Source organism: Neisseria sp. MVDL19-042950, assembly GCF_030504625.1.
In the GTDB taxonomy this organism is placed as follows: Bacteria; Pseudomonadota; Gammaproteobacteria; order Burkholderiales; family Neisseriaceae; genus Neisseria.
In genome coordinates this window covers 96,516-121,819 of record NZ_JAUKWH010000006.1, presented here as the reverse complement: position 1 = coordinate 121,819, position 25,304 = coordinate 96,516, and the positions used below count along the sequence as shown (strand labels likewise).

23 protein-coding genes and 1 tRNA gene are annotated in these 25,304 nt (G+C 50.2%); 8 read left to right on the top strand and 16 right to left on the bottom strand.

Annotated elements, in window-relative coordinates; translation table 11 throughout:
- Nucleotides 1-91 precede the first annotated feature (91 nt).
- From Q0X97_RS07105 to Q0X97_RS07080, 6 genes are all read right to left on the bottom strand, one after another.
- Entirely contained in the window at nt 92-469 is a 378-nt protein-coding gene (locus Q0X97_RS07105; protein ID WP_302067046.1) for a hypothetical protein, read from the bottom strand.
- Nucleotides 470-577: 108 nt separating this feature from the next.
- Entirely contained in the window at nt 578-1,873 is a 1,296-nt protein-coding gene (gene hisD, locus Q0X97_RS07100) for a histidinol dehydrogenase (protein WP_302067045.1), read from the bottom strand.
- Nucleotides 1,874-1,927: 54 nt separating this feature from the next.
- Nucleotides 1,928-2,698, bottom strand: coding sequence for a hypothetical protein (locus Q0X97_RS07095; protein WP_302067044.1), 771 nt, complete (start codon nt 2,696-2,698; stop codon nt 1,928-1,930).
- 126 nt (nt 2,699-2,824) lie between these two features.
- Nucleotides 2,825-4,063 carry an NYN domain-containing protein gene (locus tag Q0X97_RS07090; RefSeq protein ID WP_302067043.1) on the bottom strand — a complete coding sequence of 413 codons (1,239 nt, stop codon included), beginning with the start codon at nt 4,061-4,063 and terminating at the stop codon, nt 2,825-2,827.
- A gap of 55 nt (nt 4,064-4,118) precedes the next feature.
- On the bottom strand, nt 4,119-4,772 hold the full coding sequence (gene hisG / locus Q0X97_RS07085) for an ATP phosphoribosyltransferase (protein WP_302067042.1): 654 nt from the start codon (nt 4,770-4,772) through the stop codon (nt 4,119-4,121).
- A 78-nt stretch (nt 4,773-4,850) separates the two neighbouring features.
- Nucleotides 4,851-5,510: an SCO family protein gene (locus Q0X97_RS07080; protein WP_302067041.1), complete on the bottom strand. Its 660-nt coding sequence runs from the start codon at nt 5,508-5,510 to the stop codon at nt 4,851-4,853.
- A 250-nt stretch (nt 5,511-5,760) separates the two neighbouring features.
- Here Q0X97_RS07080 and Q0X97_RS07075 point away from each other — a divergent pair.
- A tRNA-Leu gene (locus Q0X97_RS07075) sits at nt 5,761-5,845 on the top strand.
- A 163-nt stretch (nt 5,846-6,008) separates the two neighbouring features.
- On the opposite strand, the gene tssM is transcribed toward Q0X97_RS07075, so the two are convergent.
- From tssM to Q0X97_RS07030, 9 genes are all read right to left on the bottom strand, one after another.
- Nucleotides 6,009-9,566 carry a type VI secretion system membrane subunit TssM gene (gene tssM, locus Q0X97_RS07070; protein WP_302067040.1) on the bottom strand — a complete coding sequence of 1,186 codons (3,558 nt, stop codon included), beginning with the start codon at nt 9,564-9,566 and terminating at the stop codon, nt 6,009-6,011.
- A 50-nt stretch (nt 9,567-9,616) separates the two neighbouring features.
- Nucleotides 9,617-10,867 carry a type VI secretion system protein TssL, long form gene (gene tssL / locus Q0X97_RS07065; RefSeq protein WP_302067039.1) on the bottom strand — a complete coding sequence of 417 codons (1,251 nt, stop codon included), beginning with the start codon at nt 10,865-10,867 and terminating at the stop codon, nt 9,617-9,619.
- A gap of 22 nt (nt 10,868-10,889) precedes the next feature.
- Nucleotides 10,890-12,233, bottom strand: coding sequence for a type VI secretion system baseplate subunit TssK (gene tssK / locus Q0X97_RS07060; RefSeq protein WP_302067038.1), 1,344 nt, complete (start codon nt 12,231-12,233; stop codon nt 10,890-10,892).
- 39 nt (nt 12,234-12,272) lie between these two features.
- A complete protein-coding gene (gene tssJ / locus Q0X97_RS07055) occupies nt 12,273-12,902 on the bottom strand; it encodes a type VI secretion system lipoprotein TssJ (RefSeq protein WP_302067037.1) in 630 nt (209 codons plus the stop codon).
- Nucleotides 12,903-13,332: 430 nt separating this feature from the next.
- Nucleotides 13,333-14,307 (bottom strand): GTP 3',8-cyclase MoaA, encoded by a 975-nt coding sequence (gene moaA / locus Q0X97_RS07050; RefSeq protein ID WP_302067036.1) that lies wholly within the window; start codon nt 14,305-14,307, stop codon nt 13,333-13,335.
- A gap of 192 nt (nt 14,308-14,499) precedes the next feature.
- The gene (locus tag Q0X97_RS07045; RefSeq protein WP_302067035.1) at nt 14,500-15,213 is read right to left on the bottom strand and encodes an LrgB family protein; all 714 of its coding nucleotides are present in this window, start codon (nt 15,211-15,213) and stop codon (nt 14,500-14,502) included.
- A complete protein-coding gene (locus tag Q0X97_RS07040; protein ID WP_126305199.1) occupies nt 15,192-15,530 on the bottom strand; it encodes a CidA/LrgA family protein in 339 nt (112 codons plus the stop codon). Before Q0X97_RS07040 ends, Q0X97_RS07045 begins: the two co-directional genes overlap by 22 nt.
- Nucleotides 15,531-15,769: 239 nt before the next feature.
- Complete coding sequence (locus tag Q0X97_RS07035) at nt 15,770-15,988, bottom strand: hypothetical protein (protein ID WP_302067033.1); 219 nt, start codon at nt 15,986-15,988, stop codon at nt 15,770-15,772.
- Between the two features lie 11 nt (nt 15,989-15,999).
- The gene (locus tag Q0X97_RS07030) at nt 16,000-16,572 is read right to left on the bottom strand and encodes a C40 family peptidase (protein WP_302067032.1); all 573 of its coding nucleotides are present in this window, start codon (nt 16,570-16,572) and stop codon (nt 16,000-16,002) included.
- 106 nt (nt 16,573-16,678) lie between these two features.
- Between Q0X97_RS07030 and Q0X97_RS07025 the strand changes: the two genes are divergently transcribed.
- The 7 genes from Q0X97_RS07025 (at nt 16,679) to mscL (ending at nt 24,297) form a co-directional block, all read left to right on the top strand.
- A complete protein-coding gene (locus Q0X97_RS07025; protein WP_302067031.1) occupies nt 16,679-18,328 on the top strand; it encodes an AarF/ABC1/UbiB kinase family protein in 1,650 nt (549 codons plus the stop codon).
- Nucleotides 18,329-18,609: 281 nt separating this feature from the next.
- Nucleotides 18,610-19,347, top strand: coding sequence for a methionine ABC transporter ATP-binding protein (locus Q0X97_RS07020; RefSeq protein ID WP_302067030.1), 738 nt, complete (start codon nt 18,610-18,612; stop codon nt 19,345-19,347).
- 1 nt (nt 19,348) lies between these two features.
- On the top strand, nt 19,349-20,035 hold the full coding sequence (locus Q0X97_RS07015) for a methionine ABC transporter permease (protein WP_302067105.1): 687 nt from the start codon (nt 19,349-19,351) through the stop codon (nt 20,033-20,035).
- Nucleotides 20,036-20,123: 88 nt separating this feature from the next.
- The gene (locus Q0X97_RS07010) at nt 20,124-21,038 is read left to right on the top strand and encodes a MetQ/NlpA family ABC transporter substrate-binding protein (protein WP_302067029.1); all 915 of its coding nucleotides are present in this window, start codon (nt 20,124-20,126) and stop codon (nt 21,036-21,038) included.
- A gap of 291 nt (nt 21,039-21,329) precedes the next feature.
- Complete coding sequence (locus Q0X97_RS07005) at nt 21,330-22,529, top strand: MFS transporter (protein ID WP_302067028.1); 1,200 nt, start codon at nt 21,330-21,332, stop codon at nt 22,527-22,529.
- Between the two features lie 223 nt (nt 22,530-22,752).
- On the top strand, nt 22,753-23,547 hold the full coding sequence (gene fabI / locus Q0X97_RS07000; RefSeq protein ID WP_302067027.1) for an enoyl-ACP reductase FabI: 795 nt from the start codon (nt 22,753-22,755) through the stop codon (nt 23,545-23,547).
- Nucleotides 23,548-23,859: 312 nt separating this feature from the next.
- The gene (gene mscL / locus Q0X97_RS06995) at nt 23,860-24,297 is read left to right on the top strand and encodes a large conductance mechanosensitive channel protein MscL (protein ID WP_302067026.1); all 438 of its coding nucleotides are present in this window, start codon (nt 23,860-23,862) and stop codon (nt 24,295-24,297) included.
- 84 nt (nt 24,298-24,381) lie between these two features.
- On the opposite strand, the gene hslO is transcribed toward mscL, so the two are convergent.
- Nucleotides 24,382-25,299, bottom strand: coding sequence for an Hsp33 family molecular chaperone HslO (hslO, locus tag Q0X97_RS06990; RefSeq protein WP_302067025.1), 918 nt, complete (start codon nt 25,297-25,299; stop codon nt 24,382-24,384).
- Between the last annotated feature and the right edge of the window lie 5 nt (nt 25,300-25,304).

The window sequence follows — 25,304 nt, the reverse complement described above, 5'->3', positions numbered from 1 at the left end:
TACTTATGGCAAACAAACTTGTTTTTTATCGCGGTTCCGTCATGCCCGGACTTAACCAACATACTATTTTTTAGACTTTCTTCTGTATTTTTCAAACAGCGGCTTGCGCCGACAAGCGGACGAGTGCCATACAAAAGGCAAACAAAAAACCGCGAACAAAACGGTGCAGCCGTAAAGAACGGCCGTTCCGCTTCTCCCCGCGGCTGATAACGCACATCAGCGTACCGGCCAATACCGGTGTGAACAGCAAATTGAATACTTGCAGGTTTTCGCTGCGGATAAAGTGCTCGGGAAACACCAGCAAACTGCCCGCACCGATTAACGCACCGGCAATCCCATAACCTGCGGCCACCAACCAAGATTGCGGTTTGCGGAGGCTTGATTTGGCAGAACGGATGCCCAGTTCGACTAAAACTTCGGCAACAATCTGTAAAACGAATTCTGCAAACAGCTCGAATAAAATTTCCATGACGATTCAAAATTCATAGGCCGTCTGAAAGCGAAACTCACAAAACTCGCTTTGGCGAAGCTCACTAAACTCGCTTTCAGACGGCCTCTTCAACCGCATCAATCCATATCAACGCTTTTTCAAACGCAATTCCGCCGCCCTTGCGTGTGCCGTCAGCCGCTCGCCGTGGGCCAATATGCTGGCGGTTTCGCCGAGATACTGCGCCCCCTGTTCGGAAACCTGAATCAGGCTGCTGCGTTTTTGGAAATCGTAAGTGCCTAGCGGCGAAGAGAAACGCGCCGTGCGGCTGGTGGGCAACACATGGTTGGGGCCGGCGCAATAGTCGCCTAAACTCTCGCTGGTGTATTTGCCCATGAAAATCGCACCGGCGTGGCGGATTTTTTGCGCCCATTCCTGCGGGTTTTCCACCGACAATTCCAAGTGCTCCGGCGCAATATAGTTGGCGACTTCGCAGGCTTCGTCCAAATCTTTGGCCAGAATCATCGCGCCGCGGTTGCCCAGCGAGGCTTCAATAATCGCGCGACGCGGCATGTCTTCGATCAGCTTGTTCATGGCCGTCTGAACTTCGTCCAGATATTGCTGCGAGGTGGCAATCAGAATGGCTTGGGCGATTTCGTCGTGTTCGGCTTGGCTGAACAGATCCATCGCCACCCAATCGGCGGGCGTGGTGCCGTCGGCAATCACCAGAATTTCAGACGGCCCCGCTACCATATCAATGCCCACCACGCCGAACACGCGGCGTTTGGCGGCGGCCACAAACGCATTGCCGGGGCCGGTGATTTTATCGACCTGCGGCACGGTTTCAGTGCCGTAAGCCAGCGCCGCCACCGCCTGCGCGCCGCCGACGGTAAACACTTTGGTTACGCCGGCCACAAATGCCGCCGCCAACACAATATCGTTGCGCTCGCCTTGGGGCGTGGGCACCACCATGATGATTTCGGGCACGCCGGCCACATGCGCGGGCATGGCGTTCATAATTACCGAGCTGGGATAAGCCGCTTTGCCGCCGGGCACATAAATGCCTACGCGGTCGAGCGGGGTGATCTGTTGACCGAGCAAGGTGCCGTTTTCGTCGGTGTAGCTCCAAGATTCCATTTTCTGGTGTTTGTGGTAGCTTTCCACGCGGGCGGCGGCGGTTTTCAAGGCCGTCTGAACGTTTTCGGGCAGGCGTTCGAAAGCGGCCTGCAAATCGGCTTGGGTAAGCATCAAATCGCCCATGCTTTGTGCTGCGGTGCCGTCAAAACGGTTGGTGTATTCGATAACCGCCGCATCGCCGCGCTTTTGCACGTCGGCACAGATGTCGGCAACGATTTGGTCGATTTTCGGGTCTTGCGCAGTTTCAAAAGCCAGCAACGCTTTCAGCTCGGCTTGGAAGTTGGGGGATTGGGTGGAAAGGTGTTTCATGGCTTTAACTTTTCGATTTAATAAGCGGCATAGAACGCTTTTGCCTTGGTTGATTTAACAATTTAAATACTGAATCGGATTTTGCGGTGCTTTGTAATTTTCTATCGAAGGGTAGGTAATTTTATGTACCAGTTCTTGATATTCGGCCGAGTCATTGGGTAAAGCCGTACCGTCGAACGCCCAGCGGCCTTTTATTTCAGACGGCATCCAATGATGAATGCGGTAGGCCGCAACCGACCACCCGCGATAAACTGCCACGGCATATTTCGCCTGATTTCTGCGGATACCCGTTTTCCAAGCTGCCCGGGTTCGTTTGTAAATTTCGTTATCCCGTTCAGTATCAGAAATTTCACCTGCTTTAATCTGCTTTTTCAGCCTGTCGTATTCCCGATTGATGGTAATCAACATAACAGGCAAAGCGGTTTTCAATTCTTCGGGGGCATAAATCCGTTTAATTTCCGCCAAATCCATCAAACCTTTCGTCGATGAATAAGTGCCGCCCTGTATATTGGTTAACGGCTTCTGCCCGGGCTTAACCAACGACAGCAAATCAATGGCGGTTGCTTCATATTGCAAAGCCGAAAGTTCATCTTCAATGCCGTGCCGCAAAATATAATAGTTCGGCGGGGTTTGGCATTCGGAGTAAATCTCCCGAATCAAATCCAATTTGTCGCTTGTTTGGGCCGGCTCCGTTAGAGCACATCGGGCATGATGGAATACACGGTTTCCTATGCCTTTTCCGACATAAAAAATATTGTTGTCCCTCGGATCAACCAAGCAGTAAATATAATATTTAATCTGCTCGCAGACAGCGGTTGAAAACACAGTGCCGTTCCCTTTGACGAGTTAAATGGCCCGTTAAAGCCCTTTAATCTGATGTTGCCTTATTTTCAAGTTTGGTTTTCAGACGGCCTCAATATCTAGAAACGATAAGAGGCCGTCTGAAAATATTCAATCCTTGCTCACAAACCGCTTGTTCACACGCACGCGTTCGCCGCGGCCGGCTTTTTTGATTTCCAACCAGTCACTGTAAATGGCGTGAATCAGGGCGCGGTCGGTGTCGAAGCCGTAGTCGTGCGGGTTCACCGTGGGGGCAAGCTGTTTCAACACGTCGCTCAGGCGTGCCCAGCCTTGCGGGTCGGCGGTGTTGTCAACGGCTTGCTGTACCAACGGAATCAGTTTGGTGAATTTGGCCTTGCCGTTTTTGGGCTTGGGCGCGTCCGGCTGTTCGGGTTTCGCATTTTCGGCGACTTCTGCCGTTGGTGCAGGCGGCACGGCGGTTGGTTCCATTTCGGGCTGCTTACGCTCTTGCTGTTGGCGTTTTTTGCCGCGTTTGCCGGCGGGTTTGACGCTGTCGGCTTCGGCGGCAGGTACTTGCGGTGCGGCTGCTTCGGTAACTTGTTTTTCTTTGCTGCCTTTATTTTCAGACGGCCTGCTGTTTTTATCGGCAGGGTTTTGGTATCTGCGCACTTGGATTTGATTGTTGTCGGTACGGTATTCGAACAAATCGAGCGATTTGATCAGGTCGGAAAGTTTGCCGAAGCCGTAGAGGCGCGGGTCGAAATCGGGGTTGGTTTTGTTGATGTAGCTGCCGATGGGGCCGAGGTTGGCCCAACCGAGGTCGTCGGCATTTTCTTTCACGGCGCGGATCAGCAGCTTGGATACGTCGGTTTGCTGGGCGGCGGTTTCGGCAGGTTCGCTCTGTGTTTTGGCTTTGCCGCTGTTTTTATTTTTCTCCGGCGCGCGTTTTTCGGGGCGGAAGATTTCGGTGTAGATGAATTTGTCGCAGGCTTTGCGGAAGGCTTCGGGGGTTTTCTTTTCGCCGAAGCCGTAAACGGTAAGGCCGCTTTCGCGCAGGCGGCTGGCGAGGCGGGTGAAGTCGCTGTCGCTGGAAACGATGCAGAAGCCGTCGAAATTGCCGCTGTACAGCAAGTCCATCGCGTCGATTACTAATGCCATGTCGGTGGCGTTTTTGCCTTTGGTGTAGGCAAACTGCTGCACGGGAATGATGGCGTGCGGCAGCAGGGCGGCTTTCCATTTGGAAAGGCCGTGGCTCCAGTCGCCGTAAATCCGTTTGACGCTGGCGATGCCGTATTTGGCAATCTCGGCCAGCAGACGGTCGATGATGTCGGCGGGGGCGTTGTCGGCATCGATTAAGACGGCCAGTTTTTTATCTGAGGTGATGTTCATGGGGTATGTCTAATCTAAAGTGAAACGTGTAACAGCGGCTTTTCAGACGGCCTCTTTACGGTTTTTCTACCGCTTCGGCAAACGCATTGATAATCGGCTGGATAAGTGCATGTTTGACTTTCAACGCTGCTTTGTTGACCACCAAACGGCTGGAAATATCCACGATATGCTCCACCGCTTCGAGATTGTTGGCCTTCAATGTGCCGCCGGTAGATACCAAATCGACGATCGCGTCACTCAAGCCGACCAGCGGGGCAAGCTCCATCGAGCCGTAGAGTTTAATGATGTCCACATGCACGCCTTTGCCGGCGAAGTGTTCGGCGGCGATGTCGGGGTATTTGGTGGCGACGCGCAAACGGTTGCCCGGCTGCGATGCGGCGGCGTAATCGAAACCTTTGCGCACGGCAACCATCATGCGGCATTTGGCAATCTGCAAATCCAGCGGCTGATACAGGCCATCGCCGCCGTGTTCGATCAATACGTCTTTACCTGCGATGCCGAAATCCGCCGCGCCGTATTGCACATAAGTGGGCACGTCGCTGGCGCGCACAATCACCAAGCGCACGTTGGGCAGGTTGGTGCCGATAATCAGTTTGCGCGAGCTGCCCGGTTCTTCGAGCGGCACAATGCCGGCGGCTGCCAGCAGCGGCAGGGTTTCATCAAAAATACGGCCTTTGGAAAGGGCGATGGTTAAAGCGTTGTCAGTCATGTTTTTTCCCGCTGAGGCCGTCTGAAAATATTATTTGCAAAGTAAAATTTTCAGACGGCCTGCCAAATTTGACGAGGTTTATGATTTAAGCAAAATTTTAATATCGTCGGCGAATTGCGCGGCCGTGCTGCCGTAAGGCTCAAACACAACCACTTCGCCGTTTTTATCTAACAGATAAGCACCGGCAGTATGGTCGACCAGATAAACTTTTTCGGATTGCCGCTGTGCTTTGGCCGAAACCACCCGATATTGCTGCTTGATAACCGGCAAGTTCTGCCCTTCGGTAGCAGTTAACCCGATAAAATCGGGGTGAAACTGCTTCACATATTTACCGATTAATTCAGGCGTATCGCGCTCCGGATCCACGCTGGCAAACACTACCGCCACATCTTTGGCTTGTTCGCCAAGCTGGTTCAACGCATCACGGTGGGTCAGCAATTCGGTCGGGCAAACATCGGGGCAATGCGTGTAACCGAATGACAGAATAACCACTTTGCCTTTCAGATCACTGATATTAAACGGTTTGCCGTTACCATCGGTCATAGTGAAATCGCCGCCGATGTCTTCCTTGCGCATATCCGAACCGTGAAACCCTGCGGCAGCGGCCGCTTGTTGCGGCACAACCGATGCCGCCGCCGGTTCGGCAGGCTTGGGCGCAGCCTGTTCTTGCGGCTGGCAGGCAGACAGTGAAGCCAATGCAAACGTGGTGAATAATAAATTCTTCATCATCCGGTTCATAACAGTTTCTCCCAAAGGCCGAAAATACGTCTATCTTAACGTGTTTAACCGTTTTCATGTAGGGGAAAAACGTAGTTTTTCAGGCAGATTCCGCCTGAATTTGCCCCAAGCTACTTCTACCGTTAAACTTTTAGTTAAAGATAAACTTAATTTTTATATTTTTCATACACTTGTTAAAAATAAGCCTAAATATCCGCCATAAGGCTTTACAAGATTATTTTTATCATTATAATGGCATTCTCTTCCACCTGCCCAGGTGGCGAAATTGGTAGACGCAGGGGACTCAAAATCCCCCGCCGAAAGGTGTGTCGGTTCGAGTCCGACCCTGGGCACCAAAGATTACAACCGCTTGAATATAAAATTTCAAGCGGTTTTTAATTTGCCGTTCGCTCTCACTGCAACAACCTGAAAATAAACAGAGCTGAAACAATCCGGCAATATCATCACCCGTTTATCTCAGCCCTTCCAATTAAAATCGTGATTGCGGTCGTTTTCTGTTCACATACATTCAAAAGCGCGTAACTTACTCAAATCAAAGGGATTGGATGCGGTAGAAGTAGCAAACTCAACCACTACGTTTTTGCCTTGGATATTGTATTCGACCACAGTGGTATTGCCTGTTTGACGCAGAATTTTACCTTTTTCAATCAGCTTAAACACAGACCACACGCCGGTTTCGCTAATTCCGGCACTATTGATTTCGGGCGAGGCAATATCAATTTTAGCCAATGCCCCTTCGTTTTTCGAAGGCCAAGTGAACGTTACCGGAGCAACCGGCCCATGACTGTATACATAGCTCTTACCGTCATACGAAATATTGGCACTCTCCACGCTGGGATCCAAAATCAATACTTTCACAGAAAAATCAAAAGTGGGCGTTTCCGAACCTTTATCGAAATAAGCATGCCGGATAGCGGTAATTTTATCGAGCATAGCAAAACGCTCTTTAAACGTTTCATTTTTAGCTCTTACCGTTTCCAATTTATCCGACTTTGCCAACACGGCAGTTTGGCCGGATAAATTGTTGAAATTGCTATATATACCATTCGGCCCGAAAACATTGGAAAAACTTTCAAGCGCTACGCTGTTGGGAGACCCTGCTTCAAAGGGATATCCTTGTTTACGCATGTCTTGGCAACTGTTGGTTAGGGTTACGAGCTGCTTCTCCAAAGTAGACATCAGCTTTTCATCAACCACCTTATCGGTGTTTTTCAGAATAATGCCTGAAAAATTATCCAACATCTCACGAAACGGCGACGGCAAGCGGTTTACTTCGGCTTTATATTTAACGAACGAATCATCCGGCGGCAAATCAACGCCTTTTTCCACCGCAACATTGATGGCTACCAAATAAACATAAAGTTCGTTAATGGCTTCCGTAATACCGTGGATGGCCGGTTCCTGATTGTTGTCAGACACGGTCAGAATATGAAAATCGGAAAAGGCATCGTCAACCGGCGTTGAATGTTTCAAGGCCGCCAATTCATTTTTAACTTCGCTCGTTCCTTCCGTTCCGAGCAGTTTGGAAAGCCCTGCTTTACTGAGCCAGTCTGCAACTTTACTGCCTGCTTTGGTTGTTAATTGGTTGTTGATATTCAGCGTCGTGTTATCGCTGATTCCTTTGATGATATTCGCCAAAGGAGAGTTTTTTTCCGACAGCAATTTGGCAATCTGAATGCTTTCGCGGGTTGATTTGGGTGTAACCAGCGATAAGTCGGCCACATAACCCTTCCATGCACGGATATAGTTATCGAAATAAAGCCTTTGGGCATCCGAAAGAACCGATGCCTTGCTTTGGCTGAGCGATGCATAATCACCCAACACCCAATTATCTTCACGGAAAAATTGCTCAGCCGACTTTACCATCGTAGGCAGCACTTTTTTAATATATGTTTCTTTGGTATAGATAAAGTTAATCGGCTGCTTCAACGCCCCTCCGCTTTTCCGGCGGAACAACAAATGGCTTTGCACTCCTCCCATGCTCGAAAACGACACCGGCGTTATTCCCGCCGTGCCTTCACGAGCCACGGAGGCAATGGTGTCTTCCAACACCATAGTGGCAATATCTCTTCGTGCGATTTCCTGTCTGCGGCGCTCTACCAATTCTTCATCATAAGGCACGCTGGAAGTAATGCTCTGTTTGGAAAGAATCTGGTTCAAAGCCTGCTCAATGGATTTTTTCTGCTTTTCATCCATTCCGGCAGATTCTGCCTTAGACAGATTGGACATCAACCAATTCTGCATGAAAGCGGCATCGAAATGTTCTTTATTAAACATCATCAAATATGCTTTCAAAGCGTTGTAGCCATTGATGCCGTCTGAACCACTGGTGGTTCTCAGCAGTTCGTCGAGCTTGTAGCTGATTAATGGCATCACATTGTTTTGGAGAATCCTGCGGTATGCAGACTCACCCACATCACCCATCTGTTCGCCCTGATACAAACCCATTCTGTAACTGAGCGGCGGAGAAGAAAGATCGGGAATATCTTCGCTCTTTGTGGTATCCCGCACTTGCTCCGCGAAAGCAACCGCTTTCAACAAATCAGGTGCTTCTGCAAAAGATTTTGTTTTTTGCTCCAGTTGGGTTGCTTTATTGGTAACTTGCGACAAATACGAACTGTTATTGGCATAGCTGTTCAACATCAAGGTAATGCCGCCGATAACCGCTGCGGCAATAACTGCCGCCCCCAACCAATACAGCATTTGGTTGCGGAAAAACCAAGATTTATTCTCACCGGCTAAGTTGGCCTCGCTGAGAATAACATCCGAAAACAACCTGTGTAGGAAAAAGCTGTAATCCGTATTTGCGGGGCTGGTGCGCTCTGAATCAAGGTATTTTTTCGACAGTTGGAATTCACCTTGCAAACTTTCCAAGGCCGGATTGAAAAGCTCTCCGGTTTGGGTTGCACTGGAGAAATACACACCACGCCAAACAATGGGCTGCTCGAATTTGGAAGACTTCGACAATTCTTTCAGCAAAGAAAGCACGGCCTGATTCAGGCGTTCAAACTCTTCCGGGAACGCAAATGCTGCGGCTTTATCTTCCGGGGATTCCAGATTATTGATCGTTCCCAACATGGAAGAACGCAATTTATCTTGAATCTGCACCAGCAAATTAGAAGCGGCCGCAAGCGGTGTTTCCAAACTTTCGTTGGCAGATAATGAAATACCGAAATATTGGCTGCGCTGCTCTTCGGTAAGATGTGCGAAAAACTTATCGAATCCATGCAGCAAATCGAGCTTGGTTATCATCAAATACACAGGGAAATGAATGCCCAATTTGTTGTGCATTTCATGGATACGTTTACGCAGCTCCACCGACATCTCGGCAATATTGGTTTTACCGCCCAGCAAATCGTCTACGCCAACGGTAACCAGCACGCCGTTAATCGGCTGTTTGGGGCGGTAACGTTTCAACAGCGATACGAATTCTTCCCAGTCTTCGGAATCTTTTTCGCTGTGGTTGTCATGCACCGACAAACGGCCGGCCGTATCCAGCAACACGATTTCATCCGATAAAAACCAATCGCAATCACGCGTACCGGCCAAACCGCTTACGGAAGTGCCCAATGTGCTTTCCAGCGGGAAATTCAATCCGGAACGTTTCAGCGCAGTGGTTTTACCCGAACCGGCCGCACCCAAAACAACATACCAAGGCATTTGATACAGATATTGGCCTTCTTCCAGTCTGGCCAACAGACTGTTTTTAGATTTTGAAAACTTGGCGTTTTTCAATACCTTGTCCATCTCGGCAAACTGGCGGCTCATAGAGCTGATATCCGTTGCACTTTTTAAGATGGGTTCTTGCGCCGCGCGAATTTCCTTCAACAAGGCAGCATTGCGGCGCGATTCGCGGTATTGGCGGAATATGCCTTTAGCCAGCCAAATCGCCACAATCGCCGTACACACCGCCAAACGGATGCTTTTACTCGCCAACGGGCGGATATCTCCGACAGAAACCAGCGGGCCGATAAACCATACCAAGATAATCAAACCGGCTATACCCAACATCACCCATAAAGAGCGGGATCCTAGAAAATAAAGAAGTTTTTTCATGCTCGTTTTTCCGTATCAATCCAATTTCAGATTACTTGCCCTTAGGTACATTATTGAGCAGCAGACGATGCCGACGATTCGACCGGCACTTCCACGCTGCTGCCTAATCTAGGGCCGGTACCGGTAGTGAATAACGTAATCTCAACCCTTCGGTTTTTGGCTCTGTTTTCCGGAGAATCATTCGGTGCCACCGGATCCGTAGAACCGCGGCCTTCCGAGCGGATACGGTTGTTTCCGTTTTGTACGTAAGTCAACAGAATTTCTTTAACCGCATCCGCCCTTCCTTGCGACAAATGCCAGTTGGATGGGAAATTCAGGCTTTGTATCGGTTTGTCGTCGGTAAATCCGGTAACGACCACTTGCCCGTCAACACTGTTCAACGCCTGCCCCACTGCAGCCAAAACCGGATAATACTGGTCTTGAATATAAGTGGAACCGGATTCAAACAGGCCATCCCCCAGAATAGTTACCGTGCTGCGGTCGGGCGCGTCGGCAACAGAAACCAATTTTCTGGCGATTTCATTCTCCAGCAACGGACGCAGACGAACGGTGTTTTTCACTTCTCTTTGCTTAGGAGCAACCATGGGCAGCTTGAGGCTGTTCACTTTCGTGCTCGCCGTATCGAAGTCGTCCCCGAGAGACCACTGCATCGCAAAATAAGCGATGCCCAACACTACCGCACCTAAAACCCCTACCACCCATAACGGAATGGTTAATCTGCGCTGCTGCCTTTGTACGGTATTTTTCACTACCGGATCGTGGCCGAACAGATTGGCGGTTTGGTCGGGGCGGCGGGCGTGGATAATCGCCAGCAAATCCCTTTTGATTTTGTCCACTTCCAGCTCGCCGCTGGCCAAGACTTGATATTTACCTTTGTAGCCGAATTGCAAGCACAGATACATAAATTCAATCAAATCAATATTTTTATCCGGATCTTGCTTTAAATTTTGAATAATTTCGAAGAAACGCTCACCACCCCACGTTTCATCATAAAAAGACACCAACAAGCTGTTTTTAGACCAGCTCTCATCGGCCCAGCCTGCACGCACGGCCAACTCGTCCACAAACGTGCACAAACAATATTTTGCCGCCTGTATTGCGTCATATTTAGCACCGTTTTTTTCAGCATCTTCTTCAAAGCGGTTAATCAACAAAGAAAATTTGTTGATCAGACTATCTGTAGGCAACTGACTGGTTGTTTGCCTCATAGCATTGACCAAAATGAAAACAGGCTTCGCCGCTTCAATCAATGGGTTGTAAATATTTACATTTCCATAAGCAGCATAATTCTGGTTATTCATACACAGTTCCAAATCAAATTAATTAGCTCAAAGATTTAATCGCCCAAAATTCAACGTCTAAATTCGGGAAATTCCCTGCCAGATGGAAGGCCATTCCTGAAGAAGTATCAAACATATCCCACAGTTCGTTCTTCTTATCCAGCTCGAAATAAACATAACCGCTGTGATACGGCAGCTCCCGCGGTGCAACCGACAACGCATGCACTCGGATACCGGGCAAATGGTAAGCCACCAATTCTTTCACTTTTTCCACCGTGCCGATTTTCACTACGCTGGGAATCTTCTGGCGCAGGGCTTCATTCGGCATATCGGCTTTAACGGCCAAAATAAACGAGGCTTTATCCAGCAAAGTCTGATTCGGCGTTTGTGCGACGTGCGTCGCTTCATCGCGCATATCCAGCGGAATTCTGATGGCGCGCTGCTCAAGCACAATGGAAAGAGATTTACGCAAATGGAAAAACAGCTTGCCGAAACAGGAAGCCAAATCGTTGTGCATATAAACAGGAAGGTCGCCCACCTTTCTGGCCGGCAAAAATGTCATCAAATCGGCACAAAGTTTGGAGAGGTTCACAAACAACTGCTCGGGGTGGGTTTGGCGCGCCCCTTCCTGCTCGTGGCCCAAATAAGCCAAATAGCGGTTAATCGTTTGAAGCATCATGAAATCCATCACTTCAACCGACCCGCCGGTATTCGGATCATTCACGGCATTCGCCAAGCTATTGCTCTTCTGCATCAGCAATCCGTATATCTCGGAAATATAGGCTTTCAAATGCTGCTGTTTCTGACTACCCAAGCACGGCGGGATATAAGTTTCGTCCAACACCACCTCAAAATCGGCCGAACAAGAATCAATCAACGCTACGGGCAATGCGGTTTGCCCGCTGGTTACATCGCTTTCCAACACCAGCATCGGATTCAGTTCGGCCAATGTCAATTGGCGGGCATCCAATTCGGTATTGGTCGTATCGGCCAATGTTTTCTCAAACGCTTTATAACGGAAAGAGCCGGCAAGTCCTTCTTCCGGAAAACCGATTTCGTTATTGACCGACGACGGCAGCGTAACCGCCAAACACAGCTTGGTGTCTTTAACATTGGCAGGCACTTTGAAACTTAAGCTTTCCAATTGTTTTTCAGACAACATAAAAACCGAACCGTCGGGGAATACTCCTTCGGCTTCGCGCACGCCGATAACGCCCCGTTTCAATCCGCCGGTATCCAGCACCAATGAAGAAAATCCCCAAAAATATCCTTCCCGCGATAATGCCAGTTGCCGCAAGCCGGATTCGATATAACGCTCAAACTGCTGGAAATGCTGAGGGGTAATGAATATACCTTCCGACCAGACTACTTTTGCTTCGATTGCCATGTTTTCAACCCAAATAAATTATCGTTATACGTGTGCAGATTATTTATCTTCGCGGAAAATACCTTTGCTCAAATCATTGGCTTCCTTACGCGCTTTGCCGCTTTCCCGAATATTTTTTTGTTCGGGATGCCGCTCTTTATATTCTTTCAACATTTCCTTCATTTCTTGTTTGGAAAGTTGGCTGACGGTGTTTTTACCGATATTCAGATACAGATATTGTCTGCCGAACTGATACCAGCGTTTGTCTTGCTTCAACAGCATCAACCGCCATTGGCTTTCGTTCAAATCGCGATAGCTGACCACCACGCCGAAGTATTTCAAATGCGAATCGACTTTTACCGGAAATACCTTAACCGTATCGGGATGCAGCATATATTGATTATGCTGAATCAGTTTATCGCCTAATTTTTCTTTGGTTTCGTTGATGAGATCGAAATAATTGGACTGTTTGAATTCACCGTCGGAAGTGAGCTGGTATAAATCCAAACGAACGGGAGAAGGTCTGCCGACCATATCGGGGTTAACATCGGGTGCAACGATTATTTGAACATTGATTTTTTCGCCGCTTTCATCCGATTCTTTCGGCGGCTTGTGATCAGACGCACAAGCTCCCAGCATTAAAAAAGATACGATTAAAATCAATATCTGCGATATCAAATTCTTTTGCATATTCATTCCTGTGCTTTCTCTTTAAAGCATCATGTTTGAAACAACCGAATCATGACCAAATGCTTGATAAAAATTTCTTACAATTCTAGCATTTGGAAAAAAAATGTAAAACAGAAAACAGGCTTTAAGCAATAAATTCTCCAACTTGGCGGTGTTGGCAGCCATAAACTTAAGATAATAAGAACATCAAACAGTAAAAATGTTCCTTAACTTTTGCCCAAGCACTTTCTTCCGTCTCATAACACCAAGATTAATCAACAACTAAATAATGCGGCAGCTTCACCATTATGCCGCCGGCACGGCAAGCCTCTGCTCTATCCAGAATAGCGTTGGTAACAATATTTCAATAGCACGGCAAAGGAGAACCCTATAAACAGCAAGAGGCCGTCTGAAAGATATCTTTCAGACGGCCTCTTGCCGCTTTCTGGCCTTATCCGCCCGTCAACGCCATAACGCGGATAATTTTTTTCGGCTTTTCCACAAACTCATGTTTTTCCGGTTTCAGCATTATTGCGTGGCGGATGGCTTTCTCCAATTCGGCATCGCTGCAACCGGCTCGCAGCATCGGACGCAAAGCCACTTTATCTTCCTGCCCCAAACACAGATGGATATTGCCTGTGGCGGAAAGGCGCACACGGTTGCAGGTGGCGCAGAAATGCTGGCTCATCGGCGTAATCAAGCCAAGCGTAAAGCCGCCGTCGGCACTCTGCCAATAACGTGCAGGTCCTCCGCCGATTTTGCCTTCAAACGGCGTTAAATCAAACTTCTGCTGCAACTCCGCCAATACCGGCTGCAAGCTGACTTTGGCATGCGCCTGTCCGGTTTCTCCCATCGGCATGGCTTCAATCAGGTTGAGAATAAAGCCGTTTTCGATACAGAAAGCCACCATGTCGTCCAAATCGGCATCATTAATCCCTTTAAGCGGAACCATATTGATTTTGATGCGTTCGAAACCGGCTTCTTTGGCTGTTCGGATGCCGTCCAATACCTGCGGCAGGCAGTCGGTGCCGGTAATATCTTTCACACAGTCATTACGTAAACTGTCCAAACTGATGTTCAGACGGCGTACACCGGCTTCACGCAATTCGCGGGCGTGTTTGTGCAGTTGCGTGCCGTTGGTGGTCAACGAAATGTCTTCGACACCGGGCTGGCGGTTGATTGCGGCGGCCAAATCAGCCAGCCCTTTACGCAGTAGCGGCTCGCCGCCGGTAAGGCGGAAACGTTTGGTACCCAACCGTGTGAACGCAGCAGCCACACGGCCGAGCTCTTCAATGGTCAGCCAGTCTTGGGGAATGGCAAAACCTTTGAAGCCTTTGGGCAAACAGTAAGTACAACGCAAATCGCAACGGTCGGTTACGGAAATGCGCAAGTAATCAATGTTGCGGCCGTATGCGTCGGTTAGCATGGCAATACCTGTAATAATGTGTTGTGTTTGATGGAGATTGTATGCCGCCCTGCCCGCTTTGTTGATGCTGCATTGTGGCTAGGGGCTAGTTATTTCGGAGAATATACAGGCCGTCTGAACGTATTACAAAGGCCGTCTGAACGTATTACAAAGGCCGTCTGAAAGTTTCAGACGGCCTTTTCGGTTGCGTAATTACACACCCAGCAGAGGAATCAGTATCGGCACCAATGCGGCGGTCAGCACGCCGTTGAAAATCAATCCTAAACTGGCATACGCGGCGAGCTTGCGGCTGCGTTCCAACGAAGCGGCAATACCCATCGCGTGGGATGCCGCCCCCATCGACATGCCTTGCGACGTAGGCATGCGCACCGTGCTCATATTCATCAGGCGAAAGCCGATCATCTGCCCCATCATACCCGCCAAAATCACCGTCGCGGCGGTAATGGCAGGAATGCCGCCGATGGTACGGGTGATTTCAATGGCAATCGGGTTGGTAACGGATTTTGCCGCCAACGACAACACCACGTCCCGCCCAGCTCCCATCCACTTGGCAATATACACGCCGGTAATGATGCCGGTAATGCTGCCCGCCGCCTGCGATATCACAATCGGTAACCACTGGCTGCTGATTTTTTTCCAATTGAGATACAGCGGCACGGCAAGCGACACCACGGCCGGCTTCAGCCAAAAATCAATAAATTGGCCGGCCTCGTGGTAGGTGGCATAGTCGATATCGAACGTTTTCAAATAAAGGATAACCGCAATGGTGCTCAACACCACGGGGTTACAAAAGAAACTGCCTGTCCGCACCCGCAACACATTGGCAACCCAATAAACGGTTACGGTGATAAACAGCAGCAATACGGGATGGGCGAACATTTCCATTACCACAGCCTCCGCATCCATTCATGCACCTTTCCGGTAACAAACATCACCAAAAAAGTGCTGACCACCGTAGCGGTAACAATAGAAAGCAAATCACGCCCCACCAAATCGAGATAGCTCATCACGGCTACGCACGGTGGCACGAGAAACAGGGAAAGATTTCCCATCAGCACGTCCACCAACTGCTGCAACCACGACGTTTTCACCCACCCCGCATGCAGCGCGGCAAACAGCAGCCCCATGCCGATAATACTGCCGGGCAGTTTGATGCCCGTGAAATAAACCACGCCCTCGCCCAACGCCAAGAAGCCAAAAATAATACTCAACGGCCTGATCATATGTGTGTTTTCTCCTTCTCCGCCGATAACGTGCCGTCTGAAAAACCTTTACCGAAGGCCGTCTGAAACAAGCCTTCCGTCTTCCAAACCACCCGCCATCCTGTTTTATTAAGTTGTTAATCTGTGTAAATCATAACGCCGTAGAGGCCGTCTGAAAAGACGAAACCGCTGCAATACACAAAAGAAAAACGGAATCCTGTTAAGATTCCGTCTGCATTGCAACAATATGCTTCTCTGTTTCAACTTTGTTTGTAAGGATTTTCCACGCCGTCTACCAAACGGTGCAGATATTCGCGCAACTGCGCTTCGCCGCAACCCATCAGCAGCGCATCTTCAAAAGCATCTTGTGCCGTCTGAAAAAGCTCGGTCATGTTTTCCGTCATCACTTTGATTTTCTCGGTACACGATACGATTTCACCGTTATCGCCATACCATTTCGGCATTTCGGGCATACCCATATCAACTCACCCTAGTTCAAAAAACGCGAAGGATCGTTTTTCTTTACCCGCCGTGCCGTAGCATATTTCGAGTTCCAATATTTATTGGAAAGACTGGTAATTTCGATGCGCTTGCCCGAACGCGGCGCATGGATAAAACGATTGTTGCCGATATACAGCCCCACATGGGAAATACGCCCGCGCCCCAAAGTGCGGAAAAACACCATGTCGCCGGGCTGCAAATCACTGCGGCTTACCGCAACCCCCATTCTCGCCTGCTCCGCCGAAGTGCGCGGCAAACTGATCTGCATGCTGCGGCTGAAAATATGCTGCATAAAACCACTGCAATCAAAACCCGTGCGGGCGGAAGAACCGCCGTAGCGGTAAGCCACCCCCAGCAATCCCATCGCGCTGCGGATTAAATCGTCGGCATTATCCCCGCCTGACGGTTGAGTACGCCGGCTGTAATCATCGGCTTGCAACGCCTGCCCCGACTGAAGGCGGATTAAATTTTCCAATTCGTCGGCCTGCACATTGCCCGCGCCGGGCAACATCAAACAGGCCGCCGTAAAAACGGTAAAACACCATCGTTTGAAATGAATCATCGTCAATCTGTCCGTAAACTGCTTTTCAGACGGCTTTTTGTCATTTGTTACCGTCCTTTATGTTATGCTCTCTGCTCCAATCAGCCGCTAAGATACAGCAAAAGCCATGATGATTCCAACTTTACTTGCCATGCGTGATTTCTCACGAATGCGTGAAATCATTGCCATCCTGACCAAATACGGTTTGGGTGAGTTTGTGCAGCGCATCAAGTTGTCTTACCAAAACAGCAACGAAGGCGAATCCGCCCCCGAAAGCCGCTACATGAGCACCCCGCGCCGCTTCCGCATGGCATTTGAAGAATTGGGGCCTACTTTTGTCAAACTCGGGCAGGTATTGTCCACCCGCGTCGATATTTTCAACGCCGAATGGATTGAAGAATTCGAACGGCTGCAAAGCGATGTGGCACCGATTCCCACCACCGACATCCGCGCCCTGATCGAATCCCACCTCGACCGCCCCGTTGCCAGCGTATTCAAACACATCGACCCCCAACCCATAGGCAGCGCGTCGATTGCGCAAGTACACCGTGCCGAGCTGATCAACGGAGAAACCGTAGCCGTTAAAATCAAACGCCCCGATATCGAACCGACCATACAGGCCGACCTGCGCATTTTAACCCATCTGGCCAACCTGATTGAATCGGAAATCCCCGAAGCGCGCCGATACCGGCCGGTGCAGATGGTGCAGTATTTTTCGCGCAGTTTGGCCAAAGAAACCGACTTGTCGGTAGAACTGCGCTATATGCAGCGGTTTGAAACCACCTTTCAAAACCACCCGTTTATCCATATTCCCAAAGTTTACCAAGAATATTCCAACCGCCATATATTGGTGCAGGAATACGTGTGCGACACCTTGCTGAAAGACACGCCGTCTGAAACCTTAGACCCCGACACCCGCCGCACGCTGGCCGGCCGCATCACCGACACCCTCTTCATCATGATACTCAAACAGGGTTTCTTCCATGCCGACCCGCATCCGGGCAACATCTTCCTCAACAGCGAAGGCCGCATCACGCTGATTGATTTCGGCTTGGTCGGCCACCTCAGCAGCACCCGCCGCCGCGAAATCATCGACCTCATCAACGCCCTTACCCGCCGCGACCAATTCACCATGCAATATGTGTTGAGCAACTGGGCGCAAGGCGAACTGCCCGATGAAAACCTGCTCGGTGCCGACGTTTTGGAAATGCTGCTCAACTACGAGCACACGCCCATACGCGATTTGCGCATCAGCCAAGTGATCAACGACATCACCCAAATCATGCGCCGCCACGGGCTGACCCTGCCCGGCGACTTGGTGATGCTGTTCAAAACCCTGATCACCCTCGAAGGCGTGGTCAAACGGCTCGACGGCAGCACCGAGCTGCTTGAGCAGGCCAAACCGATTGTCGCCGAAGTGTTCCGCGAACGCGCTTCGCCCGAACACATTCTGCGCAAAAGCAAAATGCATGCCCAAACCATCGTGCAGGCGCTGGACGAGCTGCCGCAAAACCTCTTCCGCCTCAGCCGCCGTCTGCAAAAAGGCCAAGTCGGGCTGAATATCGATTTCAAACACTTCGACCAATTCAGCCACCAAATCGACCGCGCCACCAACCGCCTGACCATGGGCATCGTAACCGCTGCGCTGATTATCGGTTCGTCTATCGTGATGAGTATCGAAACCGGCCCCAAATTCGTCGGCTTCCTTGGCTACCTGCTTGCCTTTGCCAACAGTATATGGATTATCTGGTCGATTTGGCGGTCGAGCAAACATTAACCGAGCCGCCCTATCTCTCGAGGCCGTCTGAAAACATCTGCGACAATGCAGACCATGTTTTCAGACGGCCTCGAAACATCCGGTTCACATTTAATCTTACAAAACTTGACTATCCGTCAGATTTGCAGTAATGTTGGCAACCTAATTTTTAATACGCCGATTTGACACAGCTTGCGGGCGTTAAAACAGCTAAAGCGTGCGGTTGCCTTGATGCAATGGCAATCCCGTCTGTTACAGCCCGCTGTGTCACAACATCGGGCTTTGTTGTATCTGGAAGAATTATGATTATTTTGGACAACGTCTCCAAGCGTTACCAACACCGCGACAAAACATGGTTTACCGCTGTCGAGCCGACTACTCTCGAAATCAAAGCAGGCGAAATTTTCGGCCTGATGGGTTATTCCGGCGCAGGCAAATCCACCCTGCTCCGCCTGATAAACCTGCTCGAACGCCCCGACAGCGGCAAAGTAACCGTCGGCGGTGAAGAATTAACCGCTTTGAGTGCCGCCGCTTTACGTAAAGCACGACAAAACATCGGTATGGTGTTCCAGCAGTTTAACTTGTTAAGCAACCGCACCGTTGCCGGAAACGTGGCTTTCCCGCTGGAAATCGCCGGTTGGCCGGCGGATAAAATCAACCAGCGCGTAACCGAATGTTTGGAAATCGTCGGTTTGGAAAACCGCGCCGAGCATTATCCCGCCCAACTTTCAGGCGGCCAAAAACAACGTGTCGGCATTGCCCGCGCGCTGGCCTCCAGCCCGAAAGTGATTCTTGCCGACGAACCGACTTCCGCCCTCGACCCCGCCACTACCCGCAGCGTGCTGGAATGTTTGGAAGACATCAACAAACGCTTCAACGTAACCATCGTTATCGTTACGCATGAAATGAGCGTTCTGCGCCGCCTCTGCGACCGTGCCGCCCTCATCCACCACGGTAAAATCGTCGAAGTTGTCGATGTGGAAAACAACCAAATCCATGCCCAATCCGAAATCGGGCGCGAACTGGTGCGGGAGGATTGATATGGCCGGCTTTACTTTATCCCAATCTCTGCAAACCATCAGCGGAATGCGCGGCGAAATCATGCAGGCACTGTGGGAAACCTTTATCATGGTCGGCCTTTCCACCACATTCGCCACCGTATTCGGCACGCTTCTGGGCGTATTGCTGTTCGTTACCGCCAACCGTCAGCTTCATTACAACCGCCCCGTCAATCTGGTGCTCGACAACATCGTCAACCTGATGCGCGCTTTTCCGTTTGTGATTCTGATGATTGCCATGATTCCGGCCACCCGCGCCATCGTCGGCAGCACCATCGGCCCGGTTGCCGCTTCATTGGTATTGAGCGTTTCCGGCTTGTTTTACTTTGCCCGGCTGGTCGAACAAAACCTCCGCGAAGTTCCCCGCGGCGTAATCGAAGCGGCCGGCAGCATGGGCGCATCGCCTGCCGCGATTATTTTCAAAGTGCTGCTCAACGAAGCCCGTGCCGGTATGGTTTCCAGCATTACCGTATTGGCGATCGGTCTGCTCTCATACAGCGCGGCCGCGGGTATGATCGGCGGCGGCGGATTGGGCGACTTGGCCATCCGTTACGGCTACTACCGGTACCAAACCGAAGTCATTATTTTCATCGTGGCGATTTTGGTATTGCTGGTTATCACGATTCAGAGTTTGGGCAACTCTATTTCGCACAAACTCGACAAGCGCTGAATATTTGAACCGGGTCGTCTGAAAACGGCATTTTCAGACGGCCTCGAAGAAACCTACCCCTGCATCAACCATACAAGGAGTATCAAACATGCAAGCAAACGCTTTACTCAGAACCTTCTCCGCCGGTGTAGTGGCTTTGGCTCTGGCTGCCTGCGGCGGCCAGCAAGAAACTGCTCCTGCAACCGCTTCTCCGGCTTCCGCCGCCGATAATACCGTCGAGAAAAAAGAAATCGTATTCGGCACCACCGTCGGTGATTTCGGCGATATGGTAAAAGAACAAATCAAACCCGCCTTGGAGAAAAAAGGCTACAAAGTAAAACTGGTTGAATTTACCGATTATGTACGCCCCAATTTGGCTTTGGCCGAAGGCGAACTGGATATCAACATCTTCCAGCACAAACCTTATCTGGACGATTTCAAAAAAGAACACAAACTGGACATTACCGAAGTATTCCAAGTGCCGACCGCTCCGCTGGGTCTCTATCCGGGCAAACTGAAATCGTTGGACGAAGTAAAAGAAGGCAGCAGTGTTTCCGCACCAAACGATCCGTCAAACTTCGCCCGTGCTCTGGTTATGATGAACGAACTGGGCTGGTTGAAACTGAAAGCCGATGTCAACCCTCTTACCGCGTCTAAAAACGACATCGCCGAAAATCTGAAAAATATCAAGATTGTCGAATTGGAAGCCGCCCAACTGCCCCGCAGCCGCGCCGATGTCGACTTTGCCGTCGTTAACGGCAACTATGCGATAAGCAGCGGTATGAAACTGACCGAAAACCTCTTCCAAGAGCCGAGCTTTGCTTATGTGAACTGGGCAGCCGTCAAAACTGCCGATAAAGACAGCCCATGGGTAAAAGATGTGGCCGAAGCCTACAACTCCGAGGAATTTAAAAAATACGCCAAAGAACGCTTTGCAGGTTACAAATATCCTGCCTCTTGGGGCGAACAAGCGGTACAAGGTGCGGCCGCAGAAGCTGCTTCAGCCGCCTCCGCTGCCAAATAAGCCTATTATTTAACCTTTCCGGCAAACGCCTTCCGATTGGGAAGGCGTTTTTTCTGGGCTGCTTTTTGCAAAATAATCAAACTGAAAAAGCTGTAACTTTTATCCCTCTTTCTTAGCAGAAAATCTCTTTCTTTTTATCGATGAAAAAATTTCAAAGGGCATGCAATCCGCTACAGAGATTGATATACCGCATCTATTCTTTCCGCTAATTTAGCTATAATGCCGTCTGAAAAGGATGTTATCGTTATCCCGCCAATTCAGACGGCATTTCTGTTCCATACAAAAGCATTTATGACTACTCCGCCTGTACGCCCGCAAGTTTCTGTCGGGCTTCTCTTATTTGCCGTAGTGCTACTTTCCATCAACCTGCGCTCCCCGATTATCGCCATCGGGCCGGTGGTCGGCTTTATCCGCGATGATTTAGGCGTATCCGGCTCTTTCATGGGCTTGGTAGGTGCGCTGCCGATGCTGGCTTTTGCCTTGTTTTCGCCGTTGGCGGCGCGGTTTGCACGGCGGTTCGGCATGGAAAACGTATTGGTCGGTTCAATCGTATTGTTGTCTGCCGGTATTGTTTTACGTTCCGCCTTGCCTTCGCCGGCCTTGCTGGTTATCGGCACTGTTGTTTTGTCGGCGGCCATTGCAATGGGCAATGTATTGCTGCCTGCGCTGGCAAAACGCAACCTGCCGAAACGTATCGGTTTGGTTGTCGGCACTCTGTCGGCCACCATGTCGGTTTCCGCCGCCTTAGCCGCTATCATCGCCGTGCCGATGGCGCAATGGCAAAACTGGCAGTGGCCGCTCGGCATCTGGATACTGACCGCTTTGCCGGCCTTGGCGGTATGGCTGTATATCCGTATGGCAAACGGCGAAACGGCCACCCGCAGCCAACCGGTTTCAGACGGCCTCAATGTGTGGCAATCCCGTGCCGCTTGGTGCATCAGCGTGTTTATGGGCATCCAGTCGCTGTCTTTTTACGCCATGGTCAACTTTCTGCCTTCGGTATTGATTGAAAAAGGAATGACTCCTCTAACCGCCGGAGCGTGCGTTTCCCTATTTCAAGCCTCCTCACTGATCGGCGTGCTGGCCGCTTCTTTCTGGTTCGGGCGCAGCAATAAAAAACAGCTTTTCAACTTAACTTCGGCCGTTTTCATGTTTGCCGGTATTGCCGGCCTCTGGCTCGGTTCCACACCGACGATGTGGTTATGGGCAGCCTTAACCGGCATCGGCGGATCGGCGGCTTTTTCTATCAGCCTGATGTTGTTTGCCCTACGCACGGACAATACTTACGAGGCCGCATCGCTTTCCGGCATGGCGCAGACCGTAGGTTACAGCATTGCAATCATCGGGCCGCTCGGCATGGGTGTTTTGTATGACTGGCTCGGTTCATGGTCGGTATCCATGACGGCATTGACCGTGTTGATGTTTGTCGAATGCATATTGGCTTGGTTTGCCGCCAGCCCGAAAACCCTCTCGCAGAGCCGAGCGGGATAGCCGGCAGGATTTTTATGCAGGCAGGCTCTTCCGCCTCATCAAGCATAACCGCGGCCGTTTGTCTTGGCCGGCTTTTCTTCCGCTTCATCCGAGGCCGTCTGAAAACATTGTTTTCTATACCGAAACTAAGGATTTTGGTATAATGCGCCGTTTAATTTATGACCGGTGCCCGAACACGAACAAACCGCGCACCGCTGCAAAACTACTACTTTAAGGATAAAACATGGGCTTTTTGCAAGGTAAAAAAATCCTGATTACGGGCATGATTTCCGAACGCTCCATCGCTTACGGCATCGCCAAAGCCTGCCGCGAACAAGGCGCGGAGCTTGCCTTTACTTATGTTGTCGACAAACTGGAAGAACGCGTGCGCAAAATGGCCGCCGAACTGGGTTCCGAGCTGGTATTCCGCTGCGACGTGCAAAGCGATGAAGAAATCGAACAAACTTTCGCCGACTTAGGCAAAGTATGGGACGGCTTGGACGGCTTGGTTCACTCTATCGGCTTTGCCCCGCGCGAATCGCTCAACGGTGATTTCTTAGACAGCATCAGCCGCGAAGCCTTCAAAATCGCCCACGAAGTTTCTGCTTACAGCCTGCCTGCTTTGGCCAAAGCCGCCCGCCCGATGATGAAAGGCCGCAACGCCTCTATTGTCGCCCTCACTTACCTCGGTGCTGTGCGCGCCATTCCGAACTACAACGTAATGGGCATGGCCAAAGCGAGCTTGGAAGCCGGAGTGCGCTTCATCGCCGCCTGCTTGGGTAAAGAAGGTGTGCGCTGCAACGGCATTTCCGCAGGCCCGATCAAAACGCTGGCCGCATCCGGCATCGCCGATTTCAGCAAACTTCTGAGCCACGTTGCCGACCACAACCCGTTGGGCCGCAACGTAACAATCGAAGAAGTAGGCAATACCGCCGCTTTCTTGCTGTCTGACCTTTCTTCCGGCATCACCGGCGAAATCACTTATGTGGACGGCGGTTACAGCATCAACGCATTAAACGATCCGGAAGAAAACGCTTAAACAGGCCGTCTGAAAAAACGGAAATAAAAGCACCCGAAACATTATTTCGGGTGCTTTTTTATATGCTTACAAAAAATCGGCCGCATTCACGATGCCATTTTAAAGTGCTGTAAAAAAGTTACACTCGTTTTTCAAACGGTCTTTTTTCTACCCAAACGGGAACTAAAACGACAATTTCTTATCAAAAAACAAAATTTAACTTTGAAATACACTCTGTTACATTAAAACCGTTAGTATGCGCGGTCTTGTTTTATTGAGTTGTATTAAGCAAATTAAATTAAATTACCCATACACTTTAGAAAAGGAAAAATTATGGCTATTGTACAAGAATTTAAAGAGTTCATTATGCGCGGCAACGTGATCGATCTGGCGGTCGGTCTGGTTGTCGGTACTGCTTTCAGCGGCATCGTAAAATCATTGGTTGACGACGTAATCATGCCTCCCATCGGTATTCTGATCGGCGGCGTAGACTTCTCCAACCTCTTTATCACGTTGAAAGACGGTACTCCTGCGCCCGAAGCCGGTTATGCTACCCTGCAAGCCGCCCAAGCCGCCGGTGCCGTTACCTTGAATATCGGTTTGTTCATCAATACCGTTATCAGTTTCCTGATTATCGCCGCTGCCATTTTCGTAGTCATCAAAGGCATCAACAAACTGAAAAAAGAAGCACCTGCCGTTGAAGAAGCTCCGGCAGAGCCTTCTGAAGAAATCCTGCTGCTGCGCGAAATCCGTGATTCTTTGAAAAAATAATCATCACTATCGCCGAACATAAAAACAGGCCGTCTGAAACAATATTTCAGACGGCCTGTTCCATTTCAGCTTAAATCTTAAACATTATTGCACTCTAAGATTCTCTTCGCGCACGGCGCTCACAACATCCATCCCGAACAGTGCATTAACATCGGTTTCATCAAACACATACTGGGCGTTGCAGAAATCGCAGTCGATTTCCACACTGCCCTGCTCCGCCACCACCGAACCGACTTCCTGCCCGCCCAACATCAGCAACATGTCGCTCACTTTACCGCGCGAACAAGTACAAGCAAATTCAATGCTTTCAGGCTCGAACACGCGGGGCGGCGTTTCGTGGAACAAACGGTATAACAGATGATGCGCATCCAGCGTAGTCAACTCTTCCGCCGTTACCGTTTGCGCCAGCGTAACCACATGCTCCCACGATTCAGTATCAATTTCCTGCTCCGGCAGGCGCTGAACCAGCAAGCCGCCGCAAACTTCGTCGGAAGCAGCCAGCGAAATATGAGTATCGAGCTGCTCCGAACGTTTCATGTAATTTATCAACATTTGCGCAATACTGTCGCCTTCCAGCGGCACCACACCCTGCCACGGATCACCGTCTTGCGGCTGTAACGTAATGACAAACACGCCATTCTCGCCCAACAAATCGCGCAAACTCTCGTTATCGTCGATGGCAGACTGCTCGTCCCAACGGGCGGTCGCACGGCAAGTCTGTTCGGACGTAGCCTCTACCACCAGCATTTTCAGACGGCCTTGCCCCTGCACTTGAATAGTCAGCGTGCCGTCAATTTTCAAATTGCTCGACAACAACGAACCGGCGGCCAGAAGTTCGCCCAATGCCCGGCGGATGGCTGCCGGATAATGCTTCTGACGGACAATGTGCTGCCACACCTGCTCAAGGCGCACATGCAGGCCGCGCACAGGCATATCGTCGAAAATAAAACGGGTACGGCAATCATTGTGGGAAGCGGCTGCCGCAGGAATATTCGGTGTCATGGTTT